Source organism: Citrobacter sp. wls716, assembly GCF_005280975.1.
In the GTDB taxonomy this organism is placed as follows: Bacteria; Pseudomonadota; Gammaproteobacteria; order Enterobacterales; family Enterobacteriaceae; genus Citrobacter; species Citrobacter youngae.
Genome location: NZ_SZWX01000036.1, coordinates 15,722 through 40,648, shown reverse-complemented (window position 1 = coordinate 40,648; position 24,927 = coordinate 15,722). Strand labels below are relative to the sequence as shown.

Here is a 24,927-nt window from a genome sequence, read left to right as displayed (position 1 = left end):
AAAAGTGAAGGGAACGTGACAATGTCGAAACAAGGAGCGAACCATGCAGGTCAGCAGAAGGCAGTTCTTTAAGATCTGCGCTGGCGGTATGGCAGGCACCACGGCAGCGGCACTGGGTTTTGCACCCGGCGTAGCGCTCGCGGAAACACGGCAATATAAACTGCTGCGCACCCGCGAAACCCGTAACACCTGCACTTACTGTTCCGTTGGCTGTGGACTGTTAATGTACAGTCTCGGTGACGGAGCAAAAAACGCCAAAGCATCCATCTTCCATATCGAAGGGGACCCGGATCACCCGGTGAACCGTGGCGCGCTGTGCCCGAAAGGGGCAGGACTTGTGGACTTCATCCACTCCGAAAGCCGCCTGAAATTCCCGGAATACCGCGCACCAGGCTCTGATAAGTGGCAACAGATTAGCTGGGATGAGGCATTTGACCGCATCGCTAAGCTGATGAAAGAAGACCGCGACGCAAACTACGTTGCACAAAACGCCGAAGGCGTAACCGTTAACCGCTGGCTTTCCACCGGGATGCTGTGTGCTTCCGCTTCCAGTAACGAAACCGGCTATTTAACGCAAAAATTCTCCCGCGCGCTCGGTATGCTCGCGGTCGACAACCAGGCACGCGTCTGACACGGACCAACGGTAGCAAGTCTTGCTCCAACATTTGGTCGCGGTGCGATGACCAACCACTGGGTCGACATTAAAAACGCCAACCTCGTTGTGGTGATGGGCGGTAACGCCGCTGAAGCTCACCCGGTCGGGTTCCGCTGGGCGATGGAAGCCAAAATACACAACGGCGCGAAGCTGATTGTTATCGATCCTCGCTTTACGCGAACCGCAGCGGTAGCTGATTTCTATGCGCCGATTCGTTCCGGTACTGACATTGCCTTCTTGTCAGGCGTCTTGTTGTACCTGCTGAACAACGAAAAATTCAACCGCGAATACACTGAGGCCTATACCAACGCCAGCCTGATCGTGCGTGAGGATTACGGTTTCGAAGATGGCCTGTTCACTGGCTACGACGCGGACAAACGCAAGTATGACAAAACCAGTTGGAACTACGAGCTGGATGAAAAAGGCTTCGCCAAACGCGATGTCACCCTGCAACACCCGCGCTGCGTGTGGAACCTGCTGAAACAGCACGTTTCCCGCTACACGCCGGATGTCGTAGAAAACATCTGCGGTACGCCAAAGGCTGATTTCCTGAAAGTGTGCGAATACATCGCAGAAACCAGCGTCAAAGACAAAACCGCGTCGTTCCTGTATGCACTCGGCTGGACGCAGCACTCAGTTGGTGCGCAAAACATCCGTACCATGGCGATGATCCAGTTGCTGCTTGGCAACATGGGGATGGCCGGCGGCGGTGTTAACGCCCTGCGCGGTCACTCCAACATTCAGGGTCTGACCGACTTAGGCCTGCTGTCACAAAGCCTGCCGGGCTATATGACGCTGCCCAGCGAGAAACAAACTGACCTGCAAACCTACCTTGCCGCCAACACGCCAAAACCGTTGCTGGAAGGTCAGGTGAACTACTGGGGCAACTACCCGAAATTCTTCGTTTCGATGATGAAAGCCTTCTTTGGCGATAAAGCGACAGCGGAAAACAGCTGGGGCTTCGACTTGCTGCCGAAGTGGGATAAAGGGTACGACGTTCTGCAATACTTCGAGATGATGAACCAGGGCAAAGTGAATGGCTATATCTGCCAGGGCTTTAATCCGGTCGCGTCATTCCCGAATAAAAACAAGGTCGTGGCTTCACTGTCCAAACTGAAATTCCTGGTCACCATCGACCCGCTCAACACCGAAACGTCTACCTTCTGGCAGAACCATGGTGAGTCGAACGATGTGGACCCGTCGAAAATCCAGACCGAAGTATTCCGTCTGCCGTCCACCTGCTTCGCCGAAGAGAACGGTTCTATCGTTAACTCCGGTCGTTGGTTGCAGTGGCACTGGAAAGGCGCAGACGCCCCGGGGATTGCCGTTACCGATGGTGAAATCCTCGCCGGTATCTTCCTGCGCATGCGCAAGATGTATGCCGAGCAGGGTGGCGCGAACCCGGAACAGGTGCTGAGCATGACCTGGAACTACTCCACCCCACACGAACCGGCTTCGGAAGAAGTGGCGATGGAGAGCAACGGTAAAGCGCTGGCCGACATTACCGACCCGGCAACCGGCGCGGTTATCGTCAAGAAAGGCCAACAGCTTAGCTCGTTCGCCCAACTGCGTGACGACGGCACCACGTCCAGCGGCTGCTGGATTTTTGCCGGGAGCTGGACGCCGGAAGGCAACCAGATGGCACGTCGCGATAACGCCGACCCATCAGGCCTTGGCAACACGCTGGGCTGGGCATGGGCGTGGCCGCTCAACCGACGCATTCTGTATAACCGCGCCTCCGCTGATCCGCAGGGGAATCCGTGGGATCCAAAACGTCAGATCCTGAAATGGGATGGGGCGAAGTGGAGCGGGATGGATATTCCGGACTACAGCGCCGCCGCACCGGGCAGTAACGTTGGGCCGTTCATCATGCAGCCGGAAGGGATGGGACGCCTGTTTGCTATCGATAAGATGGCGGAAGGTCCGTTCCCGGAACACTACGAGCCGTTTGAAACGCCGCTGGGGACTAACCCGCTGCACCCGAACGTTATCTCAAACCCTGCCGCGCGTATCTTCAAAGATGACGCGGAAGCGCTGGGTAAAGCGGATAAATTCCCGTACGTCGGTACGACCTACCGTCTGACCGAGCACTTCCACTACTGGACCAAGCATGCGCTGCTCAATGCCATCGCACAGCCAGAACAGTTTGTGGAAATCGGCGAGAAGCTGGCGAATAAGCTCGGCATCTCTCATGGCGATACCGTCAAAGTCTCCTCTAACCGCGGCTACATTAAAGCCAAAGCAGTGGTGACCAAACGTATTCGCACGCTGAAGGCCAACGGTAAGGATATCGACACCATCGGTATTCCGATTCACTGGGGCTACGAAGGTGTGGCGAAAAAAGGCTTTATCGCTAACACGTTAACGCCATTCGTCGGTGATGCGAACACGCAGACGCCGGAATTTAAGTCCTTCCTCGTGAACGTGGAAAAGGTGTAACGGAGACGACCTATGGCTTATCAATCGCAAGACATCATTCGTCGTTCCGCCACTAACGGTTTCACCCCCGCGCCTCAGGCGCGGGACCATCAGGAAGAAGTGGCGAAGCTTATCGACGTCACCACCTGTATCGGCTGTAAAGCGTGTCAGGTGGCGTGTTCTGAATGGAACGACATCCGTGATGAAGTGGGCAACAACGTTGGGGTGTACGACAACCCGGCTGATTTGACCGCCAAATCCTGGACGGTGATGCGCTTCTCGGAAGTGGAACAAGACGACAAACTGGAGTGGCTTATCCGCAAGGATGGCTGTATGCACTGTGCCGATCCGGGCTGCCTGAAGGCGTGTCCGGCTGAAGGCGCAATCATTCAGTATGCCAACGGTATCGTCGACTTCCAGTCTGAGCAGTGCATCGGCTGTGGCTACTGCATCGCGGGCTGCCCGTTCGATGTGCCGCGCCTCAACCCGGAAGACAACCGCGTCTACAAATGTACGCTGTGCGTTGACCGTGTTGTGGTCGGGCAAGAACCGGCCTGCGTGAAGACCTGCCCAACAGGCGCCATTCATTTCGGCACCAAAGAGTCGATGAAAACGCTGGCAGGCGAGCGTGTGGCGGAGCTGAAAACGCGTGGTTACGAAAACGCGGGTCTGTACGATCCAGCAGGCGTTGGCGGTACTCACGTCATGTACGTATTGCACCATGCTGACAAGCCGAATCTGTATCACGGCCTGCCGGAGAACCCGGAAATCAGCGCCACCGTGAAATTCTGGAAAGGCATCTGGAAACCTCTCGCAGCCGTCGGCTTTGCAGCGACATTTGCGGCCAGTATCTTCCATTACGTCGGTGTAGGCCCGAACCGCGCGGAAGAGGAAGAAGACAACCTGCATGAAGAAAAAGACGAGGTGCGCAAATGAAACGACGTGACACCATCGTGCGCTACACGGCGCCGGAACGCATCAACCACTGGGTAACCGCCTTCTGCTTCATTCTGGCGGCAGTGAGCGGGATGGGCTTTCTCTTCCCGTCTTTTAACTGGCTGATGCACATCATGGGCACGCCGCAACTGGCGCGAATTGTGCACCCGTTTGTCGGCGTTGTCATGTTTGCCTCGTTTATCATCATGTTTTTCCGTTACTGGCACCACAATCTAATCAATCGGGATGATATCTTTTGGGCGAAGAATATTCGTAAGATTGTCGTCAACGAGGAAGTAGGTGACACGGGACGTTATAACTTCGGCCAGAAATGCGTATTCTGGGCGGCGATTATCTTCCTGGTCCTGTTGCTGGTGAGCGGAGTGGTCATCTGGCGTCCGTATTTTGCGCCTGCTTTCTCAATCCCGGTGATCCGATTCGCGTTAATGCTGCATTCATTTGCCGCAGTAGCGCTAATTGTGGTTATCATGGTGCACATTTACGCCGCCCTTTGGGTGAAAGGCACCATTACCGCGATGGTGGAAGGATGGGTTACCAGTTCATGGGCGAAGAAACATCACCCGCGCTGGTACCGTGAAGTCCGCCAGAAACAGGAAAAGTCATCTGAATGAGTATTCGCATAATCCCGCAAGATGAGCTGGAGAAGAGCGAGAAACGCACGGCGGATATGATTCCGCCGTTATTATTCCCCAGACTCAAAAATTTGTATAACCGCCGCGCTGAACGTCTGCGCGAGCTGGCCGAGAACAACCCGCTGGGCGATTACCTGCGCTTTGCCGCGCTGATCGCCCACGCACAGGAAGTGGTGCTGTACGACCATCCGCTGCAGATGGATCTGACCGCGCGCATCAAAGAAGCGAACGATCAGGGCAAACCGCCGCTGGATATCCACGTCCTGCCACGCGACAAGCACTGGCAAAAGCTGCTGCAGTCGTTGATTGCTGAGCTGAAGCCAGAGATGAGCGGTCCGGCGCTCGCCGTGATCGAGAATCTGGAAAAAGCCTCAGAGCAGGAGCTGGAGCTGATGGCCAGTGCGCTGTTTGCCTCTGATTTTGCCTCCGTCAGCAGCGACAAAGCACCGTTCATTTGGGCTGCCCTGTCGCTCTACTGGGCGCAGATGGCAAGCCTGATCCCCGGAAAAGCCCGTGCGGAATACGGTGAACAGCGTCAGTACTGCCCGGTGTGTGGTTCAATGCCGGTCTCGAGCATGGTGCAAATCGGTACCACCCAGGGTCTGCGTTATCTGCACTGCAACCTGTGCGAAACCGAGTGGCACGTGGTGCGCGTGAAGTGCAGCAACTGCGAGCAGAGCCGTGATTTGAACTACTGGTCACTGGATAACGAACAGGCGGCGATCAAAGCTGAAAGCTGCGGCGACTGTGGGACTTACCTGAAGATTCTCTATCAGGAAAAAGACCCGAAAGTCGAAGCCGTGGCCGACGATCTCGCTTCACTGATGCTGGACGCGCACATGGAGCAAGAGGGCTTTGCCCGCAGCTCCATCAACCCGTTCCTGTTCCCGGGTGAAGGGGAGTAAGGTCTTCACACTACCGGGCGGCGTAGGTCGCCCGGGTTATAATGTATACGGTGTGACCACACCGGATAGGCCTGCAAAATCCTTAGTATTTCGCGTAACCAGCGTAAGACGATGAATCTGTGCTGTTGCCAAAATAATGGCATCCGGCAATTTCATCCCATATTCCTGTCTGATACTCACGCTTCGTTCAGCAATATCCTGTGAAACGCCGATCACGTTAAAAGCACCTAGCGCAACACGAGTACGGGCTTCCTGATGGTATTTTTTTGCACCCACCATCACCTCCATCCATGTAATGAGGCTGATTGCATTCTGCGGCGGCCATGTTTCTATCGCTAGTTTTGCTTCATTTCTCCCGCTAAACAGGTCGATGAGGATGTTGGTGTCAAAAAGTGCGGATCCTTTGACCATTACCATTCCTCACGGAGTTTACGCTGGTATTCAACACCATCTTCCTCACAGCCTTGCCACAGCCCAAGAGCACGTGAAATTGTGGTTTCGGCCTGATCCTGCCTCTCAAGATACTGTTCAACGGCCTCCCGTAAAAGTTCTGCTCGCGGCAGGTTGCGCTGCACCTTGAGATCATCAAGACGTTTAATCACTTCGTCTGATAAATCGAGTAAAATTCTGCCCATATCCATCCCAGCCATCATACTCACATATACCTCCAGTATATCATCAGCGATTAATTTCCATACAACATACACCTGGAAAAAGCGGGAAAATAGCTTTTACGTGAACGATTTTTACTTTTGCGAGCCGCTTTCCAGAATCATAACGCCCCTTTTTTTCCCATTTTCATTTGTGAGTATCCAGGTTATAAACCTGTATATCCATACAGATAAGAGTATTTAAAAATGGCACTGGAAAGCGGGATTGCGCAGTTAGTTGAGGCATTTATCGCGGCGGGACGCCCTTCTTCCCGCGAACAGAATATTGATGACCGGAGAGCGGGCTATATTGCCAGTACGGCGTTGGCCGGAGAAACAGAAACCCGCGTACAGGTTGAAGATATTGAACTCGATACCATGACGTTTCGCGTTGTTTCGCCTCTTAACTCTGCGGAAACGCTGCCCTGCGTCATTTACTATCATGGCGGATGTTTTGTCAGCGGTGGGTTTGCTACGCATGATAACCAACTAAGGCAGCTCGCCTGGTTCAGCGGCTGTCGGGTCATTGCAGTACAGTACCGCCTTGCGCCAGAGCATACTTTCCCGGCAGCACATAACGACGCTGAAACCGGGGCCAATATCATCTGGAAATATGCCCAGAAACTGGGAGTCGATCGCGAGCGCATAACCCTTGCTGGCGACAGCGCGGGCGGGCACCTGGCGCTGGTCACGGCACTACGCCTGAAAGCGGCCAGGCAATGGCAACCTGCACAGCTTATGCTGATCTACCCGATGCTGGACGCAACCGCCAGGTTTGCGAGCTATGACCATAATGGACAGGATTACATTATCACCCGCGACACGCTGCTTTCGGGCTATGAGATGTATATGCCGAACACCGATCCATTGCATCCCGAAGTCAGCCCACTCTGGCGTGAAGACTTCAACGGTTTACCGCCCACGCACATCATTACTGCCGAATTCGACCCACTGTGCGATGAAGGAGAGGCTCTGTTTCACCAGCTCCAGAAGCAAGGTGTGGACTGCACCTGTCAGCGCTATCCCGGCGTTATCCACGGATTTTTTCAGTTAGGAGGCGTAAGCCAGACAGCGCGAAACGCAATGCGCGACGTGGCCTGGCGTGTTAAAAGCCCATCAGCGGAGATAATTTCTTAATATTCAATGTTGTTTTCAACTTGAAAACATGATGGCATTGCGTTAGATTGTTTTCAGGTTGAAAACTATGTAATGGAACTACATCGTGCATGTTATCAGCCGAAAACCATTCAATGAGAGTATGCTCATGTATCCAAACCATGGGCTTGCTCTCTCTGAGTTGCTGAATGTTTTGGAGAAAAAAACATTCAATCACCCTGAAGAGATGAAACAGTATATTCCTTCTCTTGATAATTTTAAGTACAGGAATAAATGGTGGGTAATTGATGTTTCTGGTAACAACCTGAGACTCATTGCCTACATAGATTTCAGGTTACATAAGGTATTTGTGAAGCATATCGTTCTCCACGCCGAATATGACAAACTGACAGAATATTATCGGGGCCATAAAGAATGAGATCTCATCGTCATATGGACGCAGCCAGCGCAAAAAAGATCGTTGATACCTTCAGTTGTGCTGTAAAAACGATCCCTCTTTTGGGGGAAGAACGCAATGAAACGGAGTATCGAAGGGCACTAGCGCTAGTAGAGTTTCTGGTTGACCACGACGATCTTGAAAACCCACTATTTGAATTACTTAGTGCCCGAATCAGTGAATACGAAAAACATGCACCAGAATTCAGAGCGCTCAATCAACACCTGAAACAAATTCCCCCTGGCGTTTCCGTATTGCGTACGCTCATGGATCAGTACGGATTAAAAGCCACCGACCTCGCCAACGAGCTTGGTTCTAAATCGAACGTCAGCAACATCCTAAATGGCCGTAGAGCACTGACTGTAAGCCATATTAAAGCGCTTGCAGAACGCTTTAAACTTCCGGCAGATGCATTTATCGAGTAGAGGGTATCCCCCTACTCTTCCTCGTTACCGCCCTCTTCATATGCGCCAAACGGTTTTGCGGGTAGCACAATGTAAGTACCTTCAAACACGACGCCCGCCGTGTCATCGCCAAATACCCCGACCTGCATCTGCACGCGCGCCTTGCGGCCTCTTGCCAGACGATCAAGGTCACCGCTCAGCGAGCCCAGATCGGCAATAGCAGTTGGTTTCCCGGTGATTGGCCTGCTGTATCGGATATGCGCGTCGGCGAGGATAATCGTTCCCCCCAGATGACGCTCACGCAGCATCAGCCAGATAAGTCCCCAGCCCGTTAGCGTCGCCAGTGAAAACAGGCTTCCGGCAAACAGCGTGTGGTGCGGATTCTGATTGCCCGTCTCGGGCATCGTGGTAATAAATTTCTGCCCGGTGTACTGCTGAATACGCACGCCCATTTTCTCACTCAACGGAATATGTTCGTACCAGGCTTGCTGTAGCTGTCCGCACCAGTCACCGCGATGGAGAATATCGTCCAGCGTCGCAATGGGCTTAATCATCAAAAAGTGGCGCACCGGCGTGGTTTGCGGTGTGGTGATTTCCCCCTGGCTCACAAAACCGAGCTTGGCGAAAAATTCGACCGCATCTTCACGGGCGCTACAGGTGACGCGCTTGACCCCTTCCTGACGCGCCACAGACTCCAGAGTCATCGCCATCAGCGTGCCCAACCCTTTCTCTTGCACGGAAGGGTCTACTGCCATAAAGCGTATGGAAGCTTCGTTATCCGCATTGATATACAGACGCCCTACCGCAACCAGATTCCCCTCTTCGTCCACCACCATCTGGTGATGCGCCATCGCGTCCCAGGCATCCCGTTCGGAGCCTTTTGGCTGGTGCAAAGGTTTACGCAGCATCTCCCAGCGAAACTGGTAGTAGCGCTCCAATTCTTCTTCTGTTTGCGGTACTCGAAGGTGATACATAGTTGTATTCTCTCTTGTTACCCGCGACCACGCCGGAAGCTGGTTCATACTTGTAACCAGAACGTCACGGGGCCATCATTTACCAGCGAAACCTGCATATCAGCAGCGAATCGCCCGGTTTGCGTATTCATTTCCTGTTGGCGGCAACGCTCAACAAAGTACTCATACAGCGCTTCTGCCCGCTCGGGCGCTGCGCCTTTCGAAAACCCCGGGCGCATGCCGCGTTCGGTATCTGCCGCCAGCGTAAACTGTGAAACCACCAGCACGCTGCCGCCTGACTGCTGCACGTTGAGGTTCATTTTGCCTTCGGCATCGCTAAAGATTCGATAGCCGAGTACGCGCTCGCACAGGCGGTTCGCTTTCTGTTCGTCATCATCCCTTTCGACACCTAACAGGACCAAAAGTCCTGGGCCAATTTCACCCGTCACCTCGCCCTCCACGGTGACGCTGGCACGGGTTACGCGCTGAATTAATGCAATCATGGTTGCTCTGCTTCTTCTTGTTCTGCGGCTTGTTTAAGTTTGCGGTATTCCCCGAGAGTGACAGTTATTTCCGCGCCTAGCAAGACGATACACCACGTCCAGTAAACCCAGACGAATAAAATGGGGATCACCGCCAGGACGCCGTAAATGAGCTGATACGACGGGAACATCGTGATGTAGAGCGCAAATCCTTTCTTCCCGGCTTCGAACAACACGGCGGCCACAAAAGCGCCAATCACCGCATCACGATTAGGGACGCGCGTAGTCGGTACAATGCTGTAGAGGAGCCAGAATGAGAGCCAGGAAAGCACCAGCGGGAAAATACGCAGGACGTTATCAATCACCGTGTTGAGATCGCTGGCCCAGCGCAATGACAACAGATAAGAGCTGATCGCCAGACTGGCTCCCGCCAGCAGCGGCCCCAGCGTTAAAATCATCCAGTAGACGGCGAAAGAGTAAACTTTGGGACGCGTGCGCCTGCTGCGCCAGATAGTATTCAGCGCGTTATCAATGGCATACATCAGCAATAATGCTGTGACAATCAGCCCGCATGCCCCGACTGCCGTCATTTTGTTCGAGTTGGCGACAAACTGTTCGATATAACGTTGAATGACGTCTCCCGTCGCCGGGATAAAGTTTGCGAAAATAAAATGACGTAGCTGGACACTGACGTCGGAAAACATCGGAAATGCGGCGAAAAGCGCAAATACGACGGCAATAAGCGGCACTAATGAGAGCAATGAAACGTAGGCAAGATTCCCTGCCAGCGTCGTCATGTTGTCCTCATCAATCCGCTGCCATAGTAGCTTCAGCCAGTCTCGTACAGGACGCGTATGATGCCTGGCCTGTTGCCGAACATTTTTTAGCATAACAACGTCGCGAAATAGTCAGGAATCGTCTTTTTATCGACGACCTGGATACTGGTGATCCCTAACCGGTTAGCCCCTTCAATATTATCGGCGTTATCGTCAAAAAAGACCGCATCCTGCGCAGAAAAACCTTCAGACTGCAGGACGTGCTGGTAAATTCGCGCTTCCGGTTTACGCATGCCCAGGTCCTGGGAAAGATAAATATGGTCAGCAGCCTGACGGATCTCGGGATATTCATCCGGCCAAAACGTGGTGTGCAGGCGGTTAGTATTTGATAACACAACGACACGATGCCCCTGCTCACGCAGCTTATGCATGATGTCGATAACCTCAGGGCGCAAGGCGACAAACACGGCCTGCCAGCCGTGAGAGAACTGCTCGTAACTTAGCGGCAGCGCCATCTCGTGACATAGTGCCTCGGCAAAGGCTTCATCCGTTATTTCGCCTCGCTCGTGCTGGTGAAAAGCCTCCCCCATGGTGAAACTTTGCTTTAGCGAAGCCAACGGTACACGACTTAGATCGCTCCATGTGCCCAACACGCGGTTGAAGTCGATATCGACAATCACATTACCCAAATCAAAGATATAGAGCATGCCCTTCTCCTTATTCGCCGTGGATGAATAACTGTAGCGGGAAAGGAGAAGTTTGACTATGTGAGAGTGATGGCTGCGAAGTTATCGGGCCATCATTGGGAAGAATTACACAGCCAGAGCATCATCCTGTGAAGGACTCACCTGCACAATTTCCACCTGCTGTGACTGGAGTAAATTGTGCAATGCCGGACCTGGGTATTCATCAGTAAACAGCGCAGTTACCTGCGACACATTACCAATTTCTACCGCGGCAGAAGCCGTATATTTCGTATGATCCGCTGCCAGCAGAATGTGTCTTGAATGCGACATCATCGTTTTCACTACGCTGGCCTCGTTAACATCAAACTCCAGCAGTGCGCCGTCACTTTCAATCGCGCCAACGCTGGTAACCAGGTAGTCGGCCCGAAAATCAGCCACAAATGCCGAAGCAGAAGGACCAATGATGCCGCTGTTGTGCGGGCGTAACGTTCCCCCCGGCACCATGACTTCAAAACGCGGATTGTTATACAGAATATGCGCCACGCGCAGGCTGTTGGTGATGATGCGCAAATGGTTATGGTTTAACAGCGCGCGGGCCACCTGCTCCACGGTGGTGCCTATGGTAATAAACACCGTCGAACCGTCAGGAATATAGTCAGCCACCGCCTCCGCGATGGCTTTCTTCTCTTCCGTCCACGAGACTTCACGCTGCTCAAACGCCGTATTCACCACGCTGGAGGCTCTGCCCGCCCCACCATGATGACGCGTAATTAATCCCTGCTCGCTGAGTTTACGAATATCACGACGCACGGTCTGCGTGGACACGTCCAGCAGGCTGGCCAGCTCGTCGATATTCATATAACCGCGCTCGCTAATCAGCATCAACAGCTGATCGTGCCGCGGGTTACCGGTCAGTTCGGTAAGACTCATGAAATTTCCTCGAAAAACCATTGCCCTGGCATTTTATACAAAAAGTGACAGAAAAGATCGGGTTTGATCACAGTCAGGGATTCCAGCCCTTCCTCCCGGACGCGTGCATTTTAGCGCAGCAACCCCACTGGCGAACCTGACCGCGTCTTCCGGGGCATCACCACCCGCCAGGCTGAATGCAAGCGCACCGTGGAAAACGTCTCCGGCCCCCGTAGTATCCACTACGTCGACTTTAAATCCAGATTGATGCTGCAACGTATTATTTTTTATCCAGTCACAGCCCTCACTGCCACGCGTCACATAAACATGACCATTTGTGAGCGTTTGCGATTTTTTTAGTCCAACGACAGGATCGGTTATCCCGGTTAAACGCGCCAGACCCGGTTCAGAGAACGCCGCATGATCGCTCAACGCCACCAGCTCACTGATATCTTGTGGCGTGACGTCACCATCCAGTACCGTCATCACTCCCGCCCGACGCGCCAGCGTGAACGCCTGCCTGGCGCCTTCGTGCCAGCGAACATCCGCCAGAACCACATCCCACTGCGAAAAATCGATCTCGTTGAGCCAGTCAGCGTCATGCAGTAAGTCCGGGCTGGGGTAGTTAACGATAATACGCTCCCCTTGCGCATCCACCATAATCGCCGATTGTGAAGACTTTGCCCCCGCATAGCGCCGGGTGTAGCGGGTGTTTACCCCCAGGGATTCCAGCTCCGCCAGCAGGCTGTTTCCGGTGTCGTCATCGCCCACACGGCCAATAAAGTCCACCTGCGCGCCCAGCTTCGCTGCAGCCACTGCGGCCGTTGCAGCAGGCCCGCCGCCCACTTCGGTATAGCGCTTCGCCACATATTTACCTCCTTCAGTCGGTAAACCTTCTACGTAATAGATGCGATCCATCACGGTAATACCCACACAAGCAACACGAATCATGGTCATTCCTTAGGCGTTTCAAGATGGGATCATTTTAATTTCACAAAATGTTTAAAAAGTGACGGCTGTCAATTTTTTGACCATAAATTACAAATACGATCAAAAACAGACAAAAACAAACGACCTTAAATGACAAAAAATGACATCCACGTCTCAGGAGAACGTTATGGCAGTTATAGCATTTATCGGATTAGGTCAGATGGGTTCACCCATGGCGAGCAACTTGCTGAAGCAGGGTCATCAACTCAGCGTCTTTGACGTTAACCCGGATGCCGTTCAGCGCCTGGTGGAAAAAGGAGCCCAACCTGCCAACAGCCCGGCTCAGGCAGCAAAAGGGGCAGAATTTGTTATCACCATGCTGCCAAACGGCGATCTGGTGCGCAGCGTACTGTTCGGCGAGCAGGGTATCTGTGAAAGCCTTTCCCCACAGGCATTAGTGATTGATATGTCGACTATTCACCCACTGCAAACCGACAAACTGATCGCCGATATGCGTGCCAAAGGCTTCGACATGATGGATTGCCCGGTTGGACGTACCTCCGATCACGCTATCGCGGGAACGCTGTTATTGCTGGCGGGTGGCACGGCGGAGCAGGTAGAACGCGCCACACCGGTTCTGATGGCGATGGGTAATGAATTGATCAACGCAGGCGGTCCCGGTATGGGCATTCGCGTCAAGCTCATCAATAACTACATGAGCATCGCGTTAAACGCCCTGTCTGCCGAAGCCGCCGTGTTGTGCGAAGCGCTCGGCCTCTCCTTCGATGTGGCCTTGCAAGTCATGAGCGGCACTCCCGCCGGGAAAGGCCACTTCACTACATCATGGCCGAACAAAGTGCTGAAAGGCGATCTTTCCCCGGCCTTCATGATCGATTTAGCTCATAAGGATCTTGGCATCGCTCTGGACGTTGCCAACCAATTACACGTACCGATGCCGCTCGGCGCCGCCTCCCGCGAAGTCTATAACCAGGCGCGCGCCGCAGGTCGTGGCCGGGAAGACTGGACCGCCATTCTTGAACAGGTTCGCGCATCCGCCGGGCTAAATAAACACACAGATAAGTAAGGACTGAACAATGACGAAGTACACCCTGAAAGATATTACCCGCGCTTCCGGCGGTTTTGCCATGCTGGCAGTCGATCAGCGCGAAGCCATGCGCTTAATGTTTGCCGCAGCGGGTGCAAAATCCCCGGTCAATGACAGCGTGCTGACCGATTTCAAAGTCAATGCGGCAAAAATCCTGTCCCCCTATGCCTCCGCCATTCTGGTCGATCAGCAGTTCTGCTACCGCCAGGTTGTAGAGCAAAACGCGGTAGCCAAAAGCTGCGCCATGATTGTGGCCGCTGATGAGTTTATTCCGGGTAACGGAATTCCGGTCGATAGCGTAGTGATTGATAAAAAAATCAACCCGCAGGCTGTGAAGCAAGATGGTGCCAAGGCTCTCAAACTGCTGGTGCTGTGGCGTAGCGATGAAGATGCCCAACAGCGTCTGGACATGGTGAAAGAATTCAATGCGCTATGCCATTCCAATGGGCTGCTGAGCATCATCGAGCCGGTTGTTCGCCCACCGCGTCGTGGCGATAAGTTCTGCCGAGAACAAGCCATCATCGATGCCGCGAAAGAGCTGGGCGATAGCGGTGCCGATCTCTACAAGGTCGAAATGCCGCTGTACGGCAAAGGAACCCAACAGGAATTGCTTAGCGCCTCTCAGCGCCTGAATGAAAACATCAACATGCCGTGGGTCATTCTCTCCTCTGGTGTGGATGAAAAACTGTTCCCACGCGCGGTCAGCGTAGCAATGACCGCAGGCGCATCCGGCTTCCTGGCCGGGCGTGCGGTCTGGTCATCCGTTGTGGGCCTGCCGGATACCGAACTGATGCTGCGTGATGTTTCCGCACCGAAGTTGCAGCGTCTGGGCGATATCGTCGACGAAATGATGGCCCGCCGCTAATAGAGGATCAAAGCATGAAATGGTTTAACACCCTAAGCCACAACCGCTGGCTGGAACAAGAAACCGATCGCATCTTTAACTTTGGTAAGAACGCGGCGGTGCCCACTGGGTTTGGTTGGTTAGGAAACAGTGGTCAGGTCAGAGCGGATATGGGAACACATCTGTGGATCACCGCCCGCATGCTGCACGTCTATTCCGTTGCCGCCTCCATGGGTCGCCCAGGTGCATATCAACTCGTCGACCACGGCATTAAGGCGCTGAACGGCGCGCTACGTGACACACGCTACGGCGGTTGGTACGCCTGCGTTAATGACGAAGGCGTGATGGATGCCTCCAAGCAGGGTTATCAGCATTTCTTCGTCTTACTTGGCGCGGCAAGCGCGGTCACTACCGGTCATCCACAGGCCAGAAAATTGCTGGATGACGCCATCGAGGTGATTGAGAAGTACTTCTGGAGCGAAGACGAACAAATGTGCCTGGAGTCCTGGGACGAAGCCTTCAGCCAGACAGAAGATTATCGCGGCGGCAACGCTAACATGCACGCGGTCGAGGCTTTCCTGATCGTGTATGACGTGACTCATGACCGTAAATGGCTCGATCGCGCACTGCGTATCGCTTCGGTGATTATTCACGACGTGGCCCGTAGCGGGGAGTACCGCGTCAATGAACACTTCGATTCACAGTGGAATCCAATCCGCGATTACAACAAGGACAACCCAGCTCACCGTTTCCGCGCCTACGGTGGCACGCCGGGTCACTGGATCGAGTGGGGCCGCCTGATGCTGCATCTACATGCCGCGCTGGAAGCTCGCTTCGAAACGCCTCCTGCCTGGCTGCTGGAAGATGCAAAAGGACTTTTCCACGCCACTATCCGCGACGCCTGGGCACCGGACGGCGCAGACGGTTTTGTCTATTCGGTGGATTGGGACGGCAAACCGATCGTTCGCGAAAGAGTGCGTTGGCCGATAGTCGAAGCGATGGGCACCGCCTACGCCCTGTACACCCTCACAGGCGACAGCCAGTACGAAGCCTGGTACCAGAAATGGTGGGATTACTGCATCACCTACCTGATGGATTACGAGACCGGTTCATGGTGGCAGGAGCTGGACACCGATAACAAGGTGACCACCAAAGTCTGGGACGGCAAGCAGGACATTTATCACCTGCTGCACTGCCTGGTGATCCCGCGTCTGCCGCTGGCTCCGGGCCTTGCTCCGGCTGTTGCCGCCGGTCTGCTGGATATCAACGCTAAATAAGTAACAAGGTGGGCTGCCATGCATAGCGGTGGAAAAACCATACATCTTCAGGCCGGACACTATCAGGCGAAAATCGTCACGGTTGGCGCTGGGCTAGCGGAATTGACGCACCGTGGGCGTCATATCGTTATTCCCCACAAACCGGAAGAAATGCCGCTGGCACACTTGGGGAAAGTGTTAATCCCCTGGCCAAACCGCGTTGTAGACGGCAGCTATCACTATAACGGCAAGGATTACCAGCTTGCCGTTAACGACTCAGTTTCACATACCGCCATTCATGGGTTACTGGCCTGGCGGGACTGGCAGATTACCCAGCAGTCGGCATCGGAAGTGTCGCTGACGATTTTTCTGCCGCCTTCTTATGGTTATCCCTTCGCGCTGGTTTCAGAGGTGATTTACCGACTGGAGGCAACCCGTGGACTGCACGTTTTTATCCGCACACAGAATGTGGGTGACGAAATCGCGCCGTATGGCGCGGGCGCACATCCCTATTTGACCTGTAATCTGCAACCCATTGATGACTGTGAATTAACACTCCCGGTGAGTGAAGAAACATGTGATGAACGATATTTCACCACGCCGCAACGCATTGCGCAGACCGCTATCGATCATACGTTCAGGACTCTGCCACCTGACGATGAGTGGGAAGTCAGGATGACCAGCCCATCGCAAAACATGTCCACTTTTTTACGCAGCCACCAGCCCTGGTTGCAAGTGTATACCGGCGAAAAATTGGCAAGGCGCGGCCTGGCGGTAGAACCGATGACCTGCCCGCCCGACGCCTTTAACTCCGGAATTAGCCTGATTCATCTCGCGCCCGGAGAACAACATCAGATGCATTTTTTAATCGGCAGTGAATAACAGATTTCCGACAAATTACCGAATTACCCTATGTTTACGGAGACAATAATGAATTCGCTACAACAACGGTCAACCGCCTTAGAACTCACATCATTACCTGATGGATTTGCTTTAACGTACCACCAGCGCCTGATTTTACGCCACAGCACAGAAACGCCCTGCCTGTGGATCGGCGCTGGTGTTGCCGACATTGACATGTTTCGCGGCAACTTCAGCATTAAAGACAAGCTCAATGAGAAAATTGCCCTGACCGACGCCACGGTCAGCGAGTCGCCTGACGGCTGGCGGGTGCATTTCAGCCGCGGTGATACCATCAACGCCACGCTGCATATTTCCACCGATGAACAGGGTCGCCTGAAGCTGGATCTGCACAACGGCGATCTCAACCATAACCGCATCTGGCTGCGCCTGGCCGCCAGGGCGGACGATCATATTTACGGCTGCGGCGAACAGTTTTCTTATTTCGACTTACGCGGTAAACCTTTCCCGCTGTGGACCAGCGAACAGGGCGTGGGCCGTAACAAAAACAGCTATGTCACCTGGCAGGCAGACTGTAAAGAAAATGCCGGCGGCGACTACTACTGGACCTTCTTCCCGCAACCGACCTTCGTCAGCACGCAGAAGTACTACTGCCACGTTGATAACAGTTGCTATATGAATTTCGACTTCAGCGCGCCGGAGTATCACGAACTGGCGCTGTGGGAGGACAAAACCACCCTGCGTTTTGAATGCGCTGATACCTACATCTCCCTGCTGGAAAAATTGACTGCACTGTTAGGACGCCAGCCGGAGCTGCCGGACTGGATCTACGATGGCGTCACGCTCGGTATTCAGGGCGGTACTGAGGTTTGCCAGAGCAAACTGGACACCATGCGTAACGCAGGCGTGAAAGTAAACGGCATCTGGGCGCAGGACTGGTCTGGCATCCGCATGACCTCCTTTGGCAAGCGCGTGATGTGGAACTGGAAATGGAACAGCGACAATTATCCGCAGTTGGATAGCCGTATTAAGCAGTGGAAAGAAGAAGGCGTGCAGTTCCTCTCCTACATCAACCCGTATGTTGCCAGCGATAAAGGTCTCTGTGCCGAAGCGGCCAAACACGGTTATCTGGCGAAAGATGCATCCGGCGGCGATTACCTCGTAGAGTTTGGCGAGTTTTACGGCGGCGTGGTCGATCTGACCAACCAGGAAGCCTACGACTGGTTCAAAGAGGTCATCAAGAAAAACATGATCGAACTGGGCTGCGGCGGCTGGATGGCAGATTTTGGCGAATACCTGCCGACAGATACGTATCTGCACAACGGCGTCAGCGCCGAGATCATGCACAACGCCTGGCCCGCACTGTGGGCGAAATGTAACTACGAAGCGCTACAGGAGACCGGCAAACTCGGCGAGATCCTGTTCTTTATGCGTGCGGGTTACACCGGTAGCCAGAAATACTCCACCATGATGTGGGCGGGCGATCAGAACGTGGACTGGAGCCTTGACGACGGTCTGGCTTCCGTCGTTCCCGCGGCGCTGTCGCTGGCGATGACCGGTCACGGTCTGCACCACAGCGATATCGGCGGCTACACCACCCTGTTTGACATGAAACGCAGCAAAGAACTGCTGCTGCGCTGGTGTGACTTCAGCGCCTTCACGCCGATGATGCGCACCCACGAAGGTAACCGCCCAGGCGATAACTGGCAGTTTGATGGTGATGCTGAAACCATCGCCCACTTTGCACGAATGACCACCGTGTTTACCACCCTGAAACCGTATCTCAAACAGGCCGTCACGCAAAACAGCGCTACCGGTCTGCCGGTGATGCGCCCGCTGTTCCTGCATTACGAAGACGATGCGCGGACCTATACCCTGAAATATCAGTATCTGCTGGGACAAGATCTGCTGGTTGCGCCGGTTCACGAACAAGGCAAGTCCGACTGGACCCTGTATCTGCCGGAAGATAGCTGGATAAATGTCTGGACCGGGGAAACTTACCAGGGCGGTGAAATTACCGTGGATGCGCCTATTGGCAAGCCTCCGGTGTTTTATCGCGCGAAGAGTGAATGGGCGTCACTGTTTGCCACTTTACGCAACATCTAATACGGCTCGCCCGCGGGGAAACTCGCGGGCACATGGAGAATAATAATGAGTCAGACCTCTTCTAATCCGGCAACCCTACGCTTGCCGTTCAAAGAAAAACTCGCCTATGGGATGGGTGATTTAGGTTCCAATATCCTGCTGGACATAGGTACGCTCTATTTACTCAAGTTTTATACCGATGTTCTTGGTTTACCTGGAACTTATGGCGGTATCATTTTCCTTATCGCCAAGTTTTTTACCGCGTTTACCGATATGGGGACTGGGATTATGCTCGACTCGCGCCGCAAAATCGGCCCGAAAGGCAAATTCCGCCCATTCGTTCTGTATGCCGCATTTCCAGTGACGCTGCTGGCGATTGCGAACTTTGTCGGTACACCATTTGAAGTCACCGGTAAAACGGTGATGGCAACGGTACTGTTTATGCTGTATGGACTGTTCTTCAGTATGATGAACTGCTCTTACGGTGCGATGGTCCCCGCGATCACCAAAAACCCGGACGAACGCGCCTCGCTGGCTGCCTGGCGACAGGGCGGAGCCACTCTTGGCCTGCTGCTGTGCACCGTCGGTTTTGTGCCAGTAATGAACCTGATCGAAGGCAACTCTCAGTTGGGCTATATCTTCGCCGCCACCTTGTTCTCTCTGTTCGGCCTGCTGTTCATGTGGCTGTGCTATGCCGGGGTAAAAGAACGCTATGTGGAAGTGAAACCCGTTGATGCCGCGCAAAAACCGGGATTGCTGCAATCCTTCCGCGCCATCGCAGGTAACCGCCCGCTGTTTATTCTGTGCGTTGCCAACCTTTGCACACTTGGCGCGTTTAACGTCAAGCTGGCGATTCAGGTCTATTACACCCAGTACGTACTGAACGACCCGATCCTCCTTTCCTGGATGGGCTTTTTCAGCATGGGCTGTATCTTCATCGGCGTCTTCTTAATGCCGGGAATGGTCAGGCGTTTCGGCAAGAAAAAGGTCTACATCGGCGGTTTGCTGATCTGGGTCGCGGGCGATCTGCTGAACTACTTCTTTGGCGGCGGCTCAGTCAGCTTTGTCGCCTTCTCCTGTCTGGCGTTCTTCGGCTCAGCATTCGTCAACAGCCTGAACTGGGCGCTGGTCTCCGACACGGTGGAATATGGCGAATGGCGTACCGGCGTTCGTTCGGAAGGAACGGTATACACCGGCTTCACTTTCTTTCGTAAAGTGTCACAAGCGCTGGCGGGATTCTTCCCCGGCTGGATGCTAACGCAAATCGGCTATGTCCCCAACGTGGTGCAATCTGCCAGTACGGTCGAAGGATTGCGTCAGCTGATCTTTATTTATCCCTGCGCGTTAGCGGTGATCACCATTGTAGCTATGGGCTGTTTCTACAACCTTAACGAGAAGATGTATGTCCGCATCGTTGAAGAGATAGAAGCGCGTAAACAAACCGTTTGATAATAATAATGAATAGCGCTCTACGGGGCGCTATTGAGGAGCGATTATGTCTTTTCATGATCCGCTAACGCTAAAACTGAGCCTGCGTGAAAAATTCGCCTACGGAGTGGGTGACTTCGGCTCAAATTTGATGCTGTGTATCGGCACGCTGTATCTGCTTAAATTTTATACCGATGAACTAGGGATGCCGGCCTGGTACGGTGGGATTATCTTTTTGGTAGCGAAGTTCTTCACCGCCTTCACCGATATTCTGACCGGCGTGTTGCTGGACTCAAGGCGTAATATTGGCGCAAAGGGGAAATTCAGACCCTTTATTTTGTATGCGTCATTTCCTGTCGCCGTCGTCGCCAGCGCGCAGTTTTTAGCGACAGATTTTACGCTGACGGTGAAAACCGGGCTGGCGACGGTGTTGTTTATGCTGTTCGGTCTGTTCTATAGCCTGATGAATTGCTCCTACGGCGCGATGGTGCCTGCAATCACTAAAAACCCGCATGAACGCGCTCAGCTCGCCGCCTGGCGTCAGGGCGGCGCTACCGTAGGTCTGTTACTGTGTACCGTTGGCTTTATGCCAATTCAGGCTCTATTTGTCAGTTCGCCTTCGCTGGGTTATCTGATTGCCGCACTGCTCTTCTCTGTCTGCGGACTGTTCAGTATGTGGTGGTGCTTTAGCGGTGTGAAGGAACGCTATATCGAAATCGTGCCGGATCACCATAAACCCAGTATTCTCAAATCGTTCTGCGCCATTTTCCGTAACCCTCCGCTGCTGGTGCTGTGTGTCGCCAACCTGTGCACGCTGGCAGCATTCAACATTAAGCTGGCGATTCAGGTGTATTACACCCAGTACGTGCTGAACGATATACATCTGCTGTCGTGGATGGGTTTCTTCAGCATGGGGTGCATTCTGCTTGGGGTACTGCTGGTTCCCGCAGCTGTAAAACGCTTCGGTAAAAAACAGGTTTACCTCGGCGGTCTGGCGCTATGGGCAATCGGCGATGTGCTGAACTTTTTCTGGGGCAGCACGTCATTTTTATTCGTGATGTTTTCTTGCATGGCCTTCTTCGGAACCGCTTTTGTTAACAGCCTGAACTGGGCGCTGGTTCCGGATACGGTCGATTATGGCGAATGGAAGACGGGGATCCGTGCGGAAGGCTCGGTATATACGGGTTATACCTTTTCGCGCAAAATTTCCGCGGCGCTCGCAGGCTTCCTGCCGGGTATTATGCTGACGCAAATCGGTTATATCCCCAACATAGCCCAGAGCGATGCAACCTTGCTTGGTTTGCGTCAACTCATTTTTCTCTGGCCTTGCGGACTTGCAATTATTGCAGCACTCACAATGGGCTTCTTTTATAAACTCAACGAAACACGTTTTGCTTTTATTATTGAGGAAATCAGCCAACGGAAGAAAAATAATATCCAACCAGACCCGGTTACCAATAAAAAGAATACCTCTGCTGTAAACGTATAAAAATAATAGCCGCCTATTCCATCTCAACGGATGGCGGCCTCCCTACGCTTAAAAAATGGATTTATCATGAAAAAATTAACGACAATAGTTTTCTTATCCTCTGTGGTATCAACCTCTGCTTTCGCTGGAGCCTATGTAGAAAACCGCGAAGCATATAACCTGGCGTCCGATCAAATAGAGGTCATGATGCGCGTCGGCTATAACTCTGATATGGGCGCAGGTATCATGCTCACCAACACCTACACGATGCAACGCAAGGATGAGCTAAAACACGGCTATAACGAAATAGAGGGCTGGTATCCGTTATTTAAACCGACAGATAAATTAACAATCCAACCTGGCGGGCTAATAAACGATAAGAGTATTGGTTCTGGCGGTGCTGTTTATCTGGATGTTAACTATAAATTTACACCGTGGTTTAATCTTACCGTGCGTAATCGATATAACCATAATAACTACAGTTCAACCGACCTGAACGGCGACCTGGATAATAATGATACCTATGAAATAGGTAACTACTGGAACTTTGCCATTACCGATAAATTTTCCTATACCTTTGAACCGCACTATTTTATGCGAGTTAATGACTTCAATAGCAGCAACGGAAAAGATCATCACTGGGAAATTACCAATACCTTTAAGTATCGGATCAATGAACACTGGTTGCCCTACCTGGAATTACGCTGGTTAGATCGCAATGTTGAACCCTATCATCGCGAACAAAACCAGATTCGTGTTGGGGCAAAGTATTTCTTCTGATACTGCTGATGATAAAAAAAGCCGCTGATAATCAGCGGCTTTTTTGTGCTTACCTGAGAAAGAGCGTTAATTACTCTTCTTTCGCGCCACGCATTGCACGGCGACGATCGTTTTCAGTCAGGTGACGCTTACGAATACGGATAGAGGTTGGAGTAACTTCTACCAGTTCGTCGTCATCGATGAATTCCAGAGCCTGCTCCAGAGTCATCTTAACCGGCGGAACCAGAACCGTTGCTTCGTCAGTACCGGACGCACGCATGTTGGTCAGTTTCTTACCGGTCAGGCAGTTTACAGTCAGGTCGTTAGAGCGGCTGTGAATACCGATGATCTGGCCTTCGTAAACTTCAGCACCGTGACCCAGGAACAGCTTACCGCGGTCCTGCAGGCTGAACAGTGCGAACGCAACTGCTTTACCCTGGCCGTTGGAGATCAGTACGCCGTTCTGACGCTGACCCACATCACCCGCACGAACATCGTCGTAGTGGCTGAAGGTGGAGTACAGCAGACCGGTACCGGAAGTCATGGTCATGAATTCTGAACGGAAACCGATCAGACCACGGCTTGGGATCACGTAGTCAAGACGTACGCGGCCTTTGCCATCTGGATTCATGTTTTTCAGGTCGCCTTTACGCTCACCCAGAGCCTGCATGACAGAACCCTGATGCTGCTCTTCGACGTCCAGCGTTACGTTTTCGAACGGCTCTTGTTTACGGCCATCGATTTCGCGGAAGATAACTTTCGGACGGGAAACCGCCATTTCGAAACCTTCACGACGCATGTTTTCAATCAGAACAGACAGGTGCAGCTCACCACGACCGGATACACGGAACGCATCCGCATCTTCGGTTTCTTCAACGCGCAGCGCAACGTTGTGCACCAGCTCTTTGTTCAGGCGGTCAAGGATCTGACGAGAGGTAACATATTTACCTTCTTTACCACAGAACGGAGAGGTGTTTACGCAGAAGAACATGGTTACGGTCGGTTCATCAACGGACAGAGCCGGCAGCGCTTCGACGTTCTGCGGATCGCAGATGGTGTCGGAGATGTTCAGTTCGCCCAGACCGGTGATTGCGATGATATCGCCGGCTTCGGCAATATCGCTCTCGATACGTTCCAGACCCAGATGAGTCAGAACTTTACCGACTTTACCGTTACGGGTTTTGCCTTCGCTATCAATGATAGTGATCTGCTGGTTCGGTTTAACTTTACCGCGTTTAATGCGGCCGATGCCGATTACGCCAACGTAGTTGTTGTAGTCCAGCTGAGAGATTTGCATCTGCAGCGGGCCATCAAGGTCTACGTTCGGAGCCGGTACACGATCAACGATGGTCTGATACAGCGGAGTCATGTCTTCAGCCATATCTTCGTGATCCAGACCTGCGATACCGTTCAGCGCGGAAGCGTAAACGATCGGGAAGTCCAGCTGTTCGTCGGTAGCGTCGAGGTTAACGAACAGGTCGAATACCTGATCAACAACCCAGTCAGGACGAGCGCCAGGACGGTCAACTTTGTTGATAACAACAATTGGCTTCAGGCCATGGGCAAAGGCTTTTTTGGTCACGAAGCGCGTCTGCGGCATCGGACCATCCATTGCATCCACCACCAGCAGCACGGAGTCGACCATGGACATTACACGTTCAACTTCACCACCGAAGTCGGCGTGCCCCGGGGTATCAACGATGTTGATGCGGTAGTCATTCCATTTGATAGCGGTGTTTTTAGCGAGGATGGTAATCCCACGCTCTTTCTCCAAATCGTTGGAGTCCATCACGCGCTCTTGGGTTTCAGCACGTGCATCGAACGTACCGGATTGTTGGAGCAGCTTGTCTACCAGGGTCGTTTTACCATGGTCTACGTGCGCGATGATGGCGATGTTACGCAAATTTTCGATCACAACTTTGCCTCAGGCATTTTAGAAATAGCGCGTTATTGTACACGGATTAATCGCAGTACAAAACAGGATCACAAACATCCTCCGCAAACAAGTATTGCAGAGTTTCTTTGTGATCACATTCACGGAGCGTTAAAAGGGGTAATCTGACATGCTTTGCACCAATATGGTGCTTAATGTTCACATTAAAGCACTATAATGGTGCAATACAACCTCCATGGTGCAGCCCCTTTGCACGATAGTGCGCATGATAACGCCTTTTAGGGGCAATTTAAAAGTTGGCACAGATTTCGCTTTATA

Annotated in this window: 24 protein-coding genes; 15 read left to right on the top strand and 9 right to left on the bottom strand. The window is 52.9% G+C overall.

The features are described from left to right. Positions 1-43 precede the first annotated feature (43 nt). From fdnG to fdhE, 4 genes are read left to right on the top strand one after another with little or no spacing between them, the layout of a single operon-like run. Positions 44-3,094: a formate dehydrogenase-N subunit alpha gene (fdnG, locus tag FDX24_RS12885; protein ID WP_137364408.1), complete on the top strand. Its 3,051-nt coding sequence runs from the start codon at positions 44-46 to the stop codon at positions 3,092-3,094. A 12-nt stretch (positions 3,095-3,106) separates the two neighbouring features. Continuing rightward, positions 3,107-4,009 carry a formate dehydrogenase O subunit beta gene (gene fdoH, locus FDX24_RS12880; protein ID WP_115644167.1) on the top strand — a complete coding sequence of 301 codons (903 nt, stop codon included), beginning with the start codon at positions 3,107-3,109 and terminating at the stop codon, positions 4,007-4,009. Then, positions 4,006-4,641 carry a formate dehydrogenase cytochrome b556 subunit gene (gene fdoI / locus FDX24_RS12875; protein ID WP_043018888.1) on the top strand — a complete coding sequence of 212 codons (636 nt, stop codon included), beginning with the start codon at positions 4,006-4,008 and terminating at the stop codon, positions 4,639-4,641. The genes fdoH and fdoI overlap by 4 nt, the downstream gene beginning before the upstream one ends. Then, a complete protein-coding gene (gene fdhE, locus FDX24_RS12870) occupies positions 4,638-5,567 on the top strand; it encodes a formate dehydrogenase accessory protein FdhE (protein ID WP_003028685.1) in 930 nt (309 codons plus the stop codon). Before fdoI ends, fdhE begins: the two co-directional genes overlap by 4 nt. 36 nt (positions 5,568-5,603) lie before the next feature. On the opposite strand, the gene FDX24_RS12865 is transcribed toward fdhE, so the two are convergent. Beyond that, positions 5,604-5,978, bottom strand: a complete 375-nt coding sequence (locus FDX24_RS12865) for a type II toxin-antitoxin system VapC family toxin (protein ID WP_003028682.1) — start codon at positions 5,976-5,978, stop codon at positions 5,604-5,606. Beyond that, positions 5,978-6,220 (bottom strand): CopG family transcriptional regulator, encoded by a 243-nt coding sequence (locus FDX24_RS12860; RefSeq protein WP_043018956.1) that lies wholly within the window; start codon positions 6,218-6,220, stop codon positions 5,978-5,980. The genes FDX24_RS12865 and FDX24_RS12860 overlap by 1 nt, the downstream gene beginning before the upstream one ends. A 204-nt stretch (positions 6,221-6,424) precedes the next feature. On the opposite strand from FDX24_RS12860, the gene FDX24_RS12855 reads away from it, so the two are divergent. The 3 genes from FDX24_RS12855 to FDX24_RS12845 all read left to right on the top strand — a co-directional run bounded on the left by FDX24_RS12855 (position 6,425) and on the right by FDX24_RS12845 (position 8,194). Further along, on the top strand, positions 6,425-7,354 hold the full coding sequence (locus tag FDX24_RS12855; RefSeq protein ID WP_137364407.1) for an alpha/beta hydrolase: 930 nt from the start codon (positions 6,425-6,427) through the stop codon (positions 7,352-7,354). A gap of 85 nt (positions 7,355-7,439) precedes the next feature. Then, on the top strand, positions 7,440-7,751 hold the full coding sequence (locus tag FDX24_RS12850; RefSeq protein WP_101741974.1) for a type II toxin-antitoxin system HigB family toxin: 312 nt from the start codon (positions 7,440-7,442) through the stop codon (positions 7,749-7,751). Continuing rightward, on the top strand, positions 7,748-8,194 hold the full coding sequence (locus FDX24_RS12845; RefSeq protein WP_048214030.1) for a type II toxin-antitoxin system HigA family antitoxin: 447 nt from the start codon (positions 7,748-7,750) through the stop codon (positions 8,192-8,194). The genes FDX24_RS12850 and FDX24_RS12845 overlap by 4 nt, the downstream gene beginning before the upstream one ends. Before the next feature lie 11 nt (positions 8,195-8,205). Here FDX24_RS12845 and fabY read toward each other — a convergent pair whose 3' ends face one another. The 6 genes from fabY to FDX24_RS12815 all read right to left on the bottom strand — a co-directional run bounded on the left by fabY (position 8,206) and on the right by FDX24_RS12815 (position 12,930). Beyond that, positions 8,206-9,147 carry a fatty acid biosynthesis protein FabY gene (gene fabY, locus FDX24_RS12840; protein ID WP_048214031.1) on the bottom strand — a complete coding sequence of 314 codons (942 nt, stop codon included), beginning with the start codon at positions 9,145-9,147 and terminating at the stop codon, positions 8,206-8,208. A gap of 44 nt (positions 9,148-9,191) precedes the next feature. After that, positions 9,192-9,629, bottom strand: a complete 438-nt coding sequence (gene dtd, locus FDX24_RS12835) for a D-aminoacyl-tRNA deacylase (RefSeq protein WP_003028671.1) — start codon at positions 9,627-9,629, stop codon at positions 9,192-9,194. Further along, positions 9,626-10,498 (bottom strand): virulence factor BrkB family protein, encoded by an 873-nt coding sequence (locus FDX24_RS12830; RefSeq protein ID WP_048214032.1) that lies wholly within the window; start codon positions 10,496-10,498, stop codon positions 9,626-9,628. The genes dtd and FDX24_RS12830 overlap by 4 nt, the downstream gene beginning before the upstream one ends. Beyond that, a complete protein-coding gene (yihX, locus tag FDX24_RS12825) occupies positions 10,492-11,091 on the bottom strand; it encodes a glucose-1-phosphatase (RefSeq protein WP_048214033.1) in 600 nt (199 codons plus the stop codon). Before yihX ends, FDX24_RS12830 begins: the two co-directional genes overlap by 7 nt. A gap of 105 nt (positions 11,092-11,196) precedes the next feature. Further along, the gene (locus FDX24_RS12820; protein WP_003847907.1) at positions 11,197-12,000 is read right to left on the bottom strand and encodes a DeoR/GlpR family DNA-binding transcription regulator; all 804 of its coding nucleotides are present in this window, start codon (positions 11,998-12,000) and stop codon (positions 11,197-11,199) included. A 33-nt stretch (positions 12,001-12,033) separates the two neighbouring features. After that, positions 12,034-12,930, bottom strand: coding sequence for a sugar kinase (locus FDX24_RS12815; protein ID WP_048214034.1), 897 nt, complete (start codon positions 12,928-12,930; stop codon positions 12,034-12,036). Positions 12,931-13,096: 166 nt separating this feature from the next. On the opposite strand from FDX24_RS12815, the gene yihU reads away from it, so the two are divergent. The 8 genes from yihU to ompL all read left to right on the top strand — a co-directional run bounded on the left by yihU (position 13,097) and on the right by ompL (position 22,736). Further along, positions 13,097-13,993, top strand: a complete 897-nt coding sequence (gene yihU, locus FDX24_RS12810; protein WP_048214035.1) for a sulfolactaldehyde 3-reductase — start codon at positions 13,097-13,099, stop codon at positions 13,991-13,993. Positions 13,994-14,003: 10 nt separating this feature from the next. Next, a complete protein-coding gene (yihT, locus tag FDX24_RS12805) occupies positions 14,004-14,879 on the top strand; it encodes a sulfofructosephosphate aldolase (protein WP_137346555.1) in 876 nt (291 codons plus the stop codon). Between the two features lie 14 nt (positions 14,880-14,893). Beyond that, positions 14,894-16,135, top strand: a complete 1,242-nt coding sequence (yihS, locus tag FDX24_RS12800; protein WP_003028654.1) for a sulfoquinovose isomerase — start codon at positions 14,894-14,896, stop codon at positions 16,133-16,135. A gap of 18 nt (positions 16,136-16,153) precedes the next feature. Beyond that, positions 16,154-16,996, top strand: a complete 843-nt coding sequence (locus FDX24_RS12795; RefSeq protein ID WP_115644174.1) for an aldose-1-epimerase — start codon at positions 16,154-16,156, stop codon at positions 16,994-16,996. Positions 16,997-17,044: 48 nt separating this feature from the next. Further along, positions 17,045-19,081: an alpha-glucosidase gene (locus FDX24_RS12790; protein ID WP_137364406.1), complete on the top strand. Its 2,037-nt coding sequence runs from the start codon at positions 17,045-17,047 to the stop codon at positions 19,079-19,081. 45 nt (positions 19,082-19,126) lie between these two features. Further along, the gene (locus tag FDX24_RS12785) at positions 19,127-20,509 is read left to right on the top strand and encodes an MFS transporter (RefSeq protein WP_003028647.1); all 1,383 of its coding nucleotides are present in this window, start codon (positions 19,127-19,129) and stop codon (positions 20,507-20,509) included. A 46-nt stretch (positions 20,510-20,555) separates the two neighbouring features. Next, entirely contained in the window at positions 20,556-21,977 is a 1,422-nt protein-coding gene (locus FDX24_RS12780; RefSeq protein WP_137364405.1) for an MFS transporter, read from the top strand. Positions 21,978-22,043: 66 nt separating this feature from the next. Next, entirely contained in the window at positions 22,044-22,736 is a 693-nt protein-coding gene (ompL, locus tag FDX24_RS12775) for a porin OmpL (RefSeq protein ID WP_137364404.1), read from the top strand. Between the two features lie 70 nt (positions 22,737-22,806). Here the strand turns inward: ompL and typA are convergent, their stop codons facing one another. Then, on the bottom strand, positions 22,807-24,630 hold the full coding sequence (gene typA / locus FDX24_RS12770) for a ribosome-dependent GTPase TypA (RefSeq protein WP_003028641.1): 1,824 nt from the start codon (positions 24,628-24,630) through the stop codon (positions 22,807-22,809). Positions 24,631-24,927 lie beyond the last annotated feature (297 nt).

What these genes read in the sequence shown, in the direction of transcription:
- fdoH (WP_115644167.1), top strand. Translation starts at nt 3,107, where the DNA reads ATGGCTTATCAATCGCAAGACATCATTCGTCGTTCCGCCACTAACGGT.
- fdoI (WP_043018888.1), top strand. Translation starts at nt 4,006, where the DNA reads ATGAAACGACGTGACACCATCGTGCGCTACACGGCGCCGGAACGCATC.
- fdhE (WP_003028685.1), top strand. Translation starts at nt 4,638, where the DNA reads ATGAGTATTCGCATAATCCCGCAAGATGAGCTGGAGAAGAGCGAGAAA.
- FDX24_RS12865 (WP_003028682.1), bottom strand. Translation starts at nt 5,978, where the DNA reads ATGGTCAAAGGATCCGCACTTTTTGACACCAACATCCTCATCGACCTG.
- FDX24_RS12860 (WP_043018956.1), bottom strand. Translation starts at nt 6,220, where the DNA reads ATGATGGCTGGGATGGATATGGGCAGAATTTTACTCGATTTATCAGAC.
- FDX24_RS12855 (WP_137364407.1), top strand. Translation starts at nt 6,425, where the DNA reads ATGGCACTGGAAAGCGGGATTGCGCAGTTAGTTGAGGCATTTATCGCG.
- FDX24_RS12845 (WP_048214030.1), top strand. Translation starts at nt 7,748, where the DNA reads ATGAGATCTCATCGTCATATGGACGCAGCCAGCGCAAAAAAGATCGTT.
- fabY (WP_048214031.1), bottom strand. Translation starts at nt 9,147, where the DNA reads ATGTATCACCTTCGAGTACCGCAAACAGAAGAAGAATTGGAGCGCTAC.
- dtd (WP_003028671.1), bottom strand. Translation starts at nt 9,629, where the DNA reads ATGATTGCATTAATTCAGCGCGTAACCCGTGCCAGCGTCACCGTGGAG.
- FDX24_RS12830 (WP_048214032.1), bottom strand. Translation starts at nt 10,498, where the DNA reads ATGCTAAAAAATGTTCGGCAACAGGCCAGGCATCATACGCGTCCTGTA.
- yihX (WP_048214033.1), bottom strand. Translation starts at nt 11,091, where the DNA reads ATGCTCTATATCTTTGATTTGGGTAATGTGATTGTCGATATCGACTTC.
- FDX24_RS12820 (WP_003847907.1), bottom strand. Translation starts at nt 12,000, where the DNA reads ATGAGTCTTACCGAACTGACCGGTAACCCGCGGCACGATCAGCTGTTG.
- FDX24_RS12815 (WP_048214034.1), bottom strand. Translation starts at nt 12,930, where the DNA reads ATGATTCGTGTTGCTTGTGTGGGTATTACCGTGATGGATCGCATCTAT.
- yihU (WP_048214035.1), top strand. Translation starts at nt 13,097, where the DNA reads ATGGCAGTTATAGCATTTATCGGATTAGGTCAGATGGGTTCACCCATG.
- yihT (WP_137346555.1), top strand. Translation starts at nt 14,004, where the DNA reads ATGACGAAGTACACCCTGAAAGATATTACCCGCGCTTCCGGCGGTTTT.
- yihS (WP_003028654.1), top strand. Translation starts at nt 14,894, where the DNA reads ATGAAATGGTTTAACACCCTAAGCCACAACCGCTGGCTGGAACAAGAA.
- FDX24_RS12795 (WP_115644174.1), top strand. Translation starts at nt 16,154, where the DNA reads ATGCATAGCGGTGGAAAAACCATACATCTTCAGGCCGGACACTATCAG.
- FDX24_RS12790 (WP_137364406.1), top strand. Translation starts at nt 17,045, where the DNA reads ATGAATTCGCTACAACAACGGTCAACCGCCTTAGAACTCACATCATTA.
- FDX24_RS12785 (WP_003028647.1), top strand. Translation starts at nt 19,127, where the DNA reads ATGAGTCAGACCTCTTCTAATCCGGCAACCCTACGCTTGCCGTTCAAA.
- FDX24_RS12780 (WP_137364405.1), top strand. Translation starts at nt 20,556, where the DNA reads ATGTCTTTTCATGATCCGCTAACGCTAAAACTGAGCCTGCGTGAAAAA.
- ompL (WP_137364404.1), top strand. Translation starts at nt 22,044, where the DNA reads ATGAAAAAATTAACGACAATAGTTTTCTTATCCTCTGTGGTATCAACC.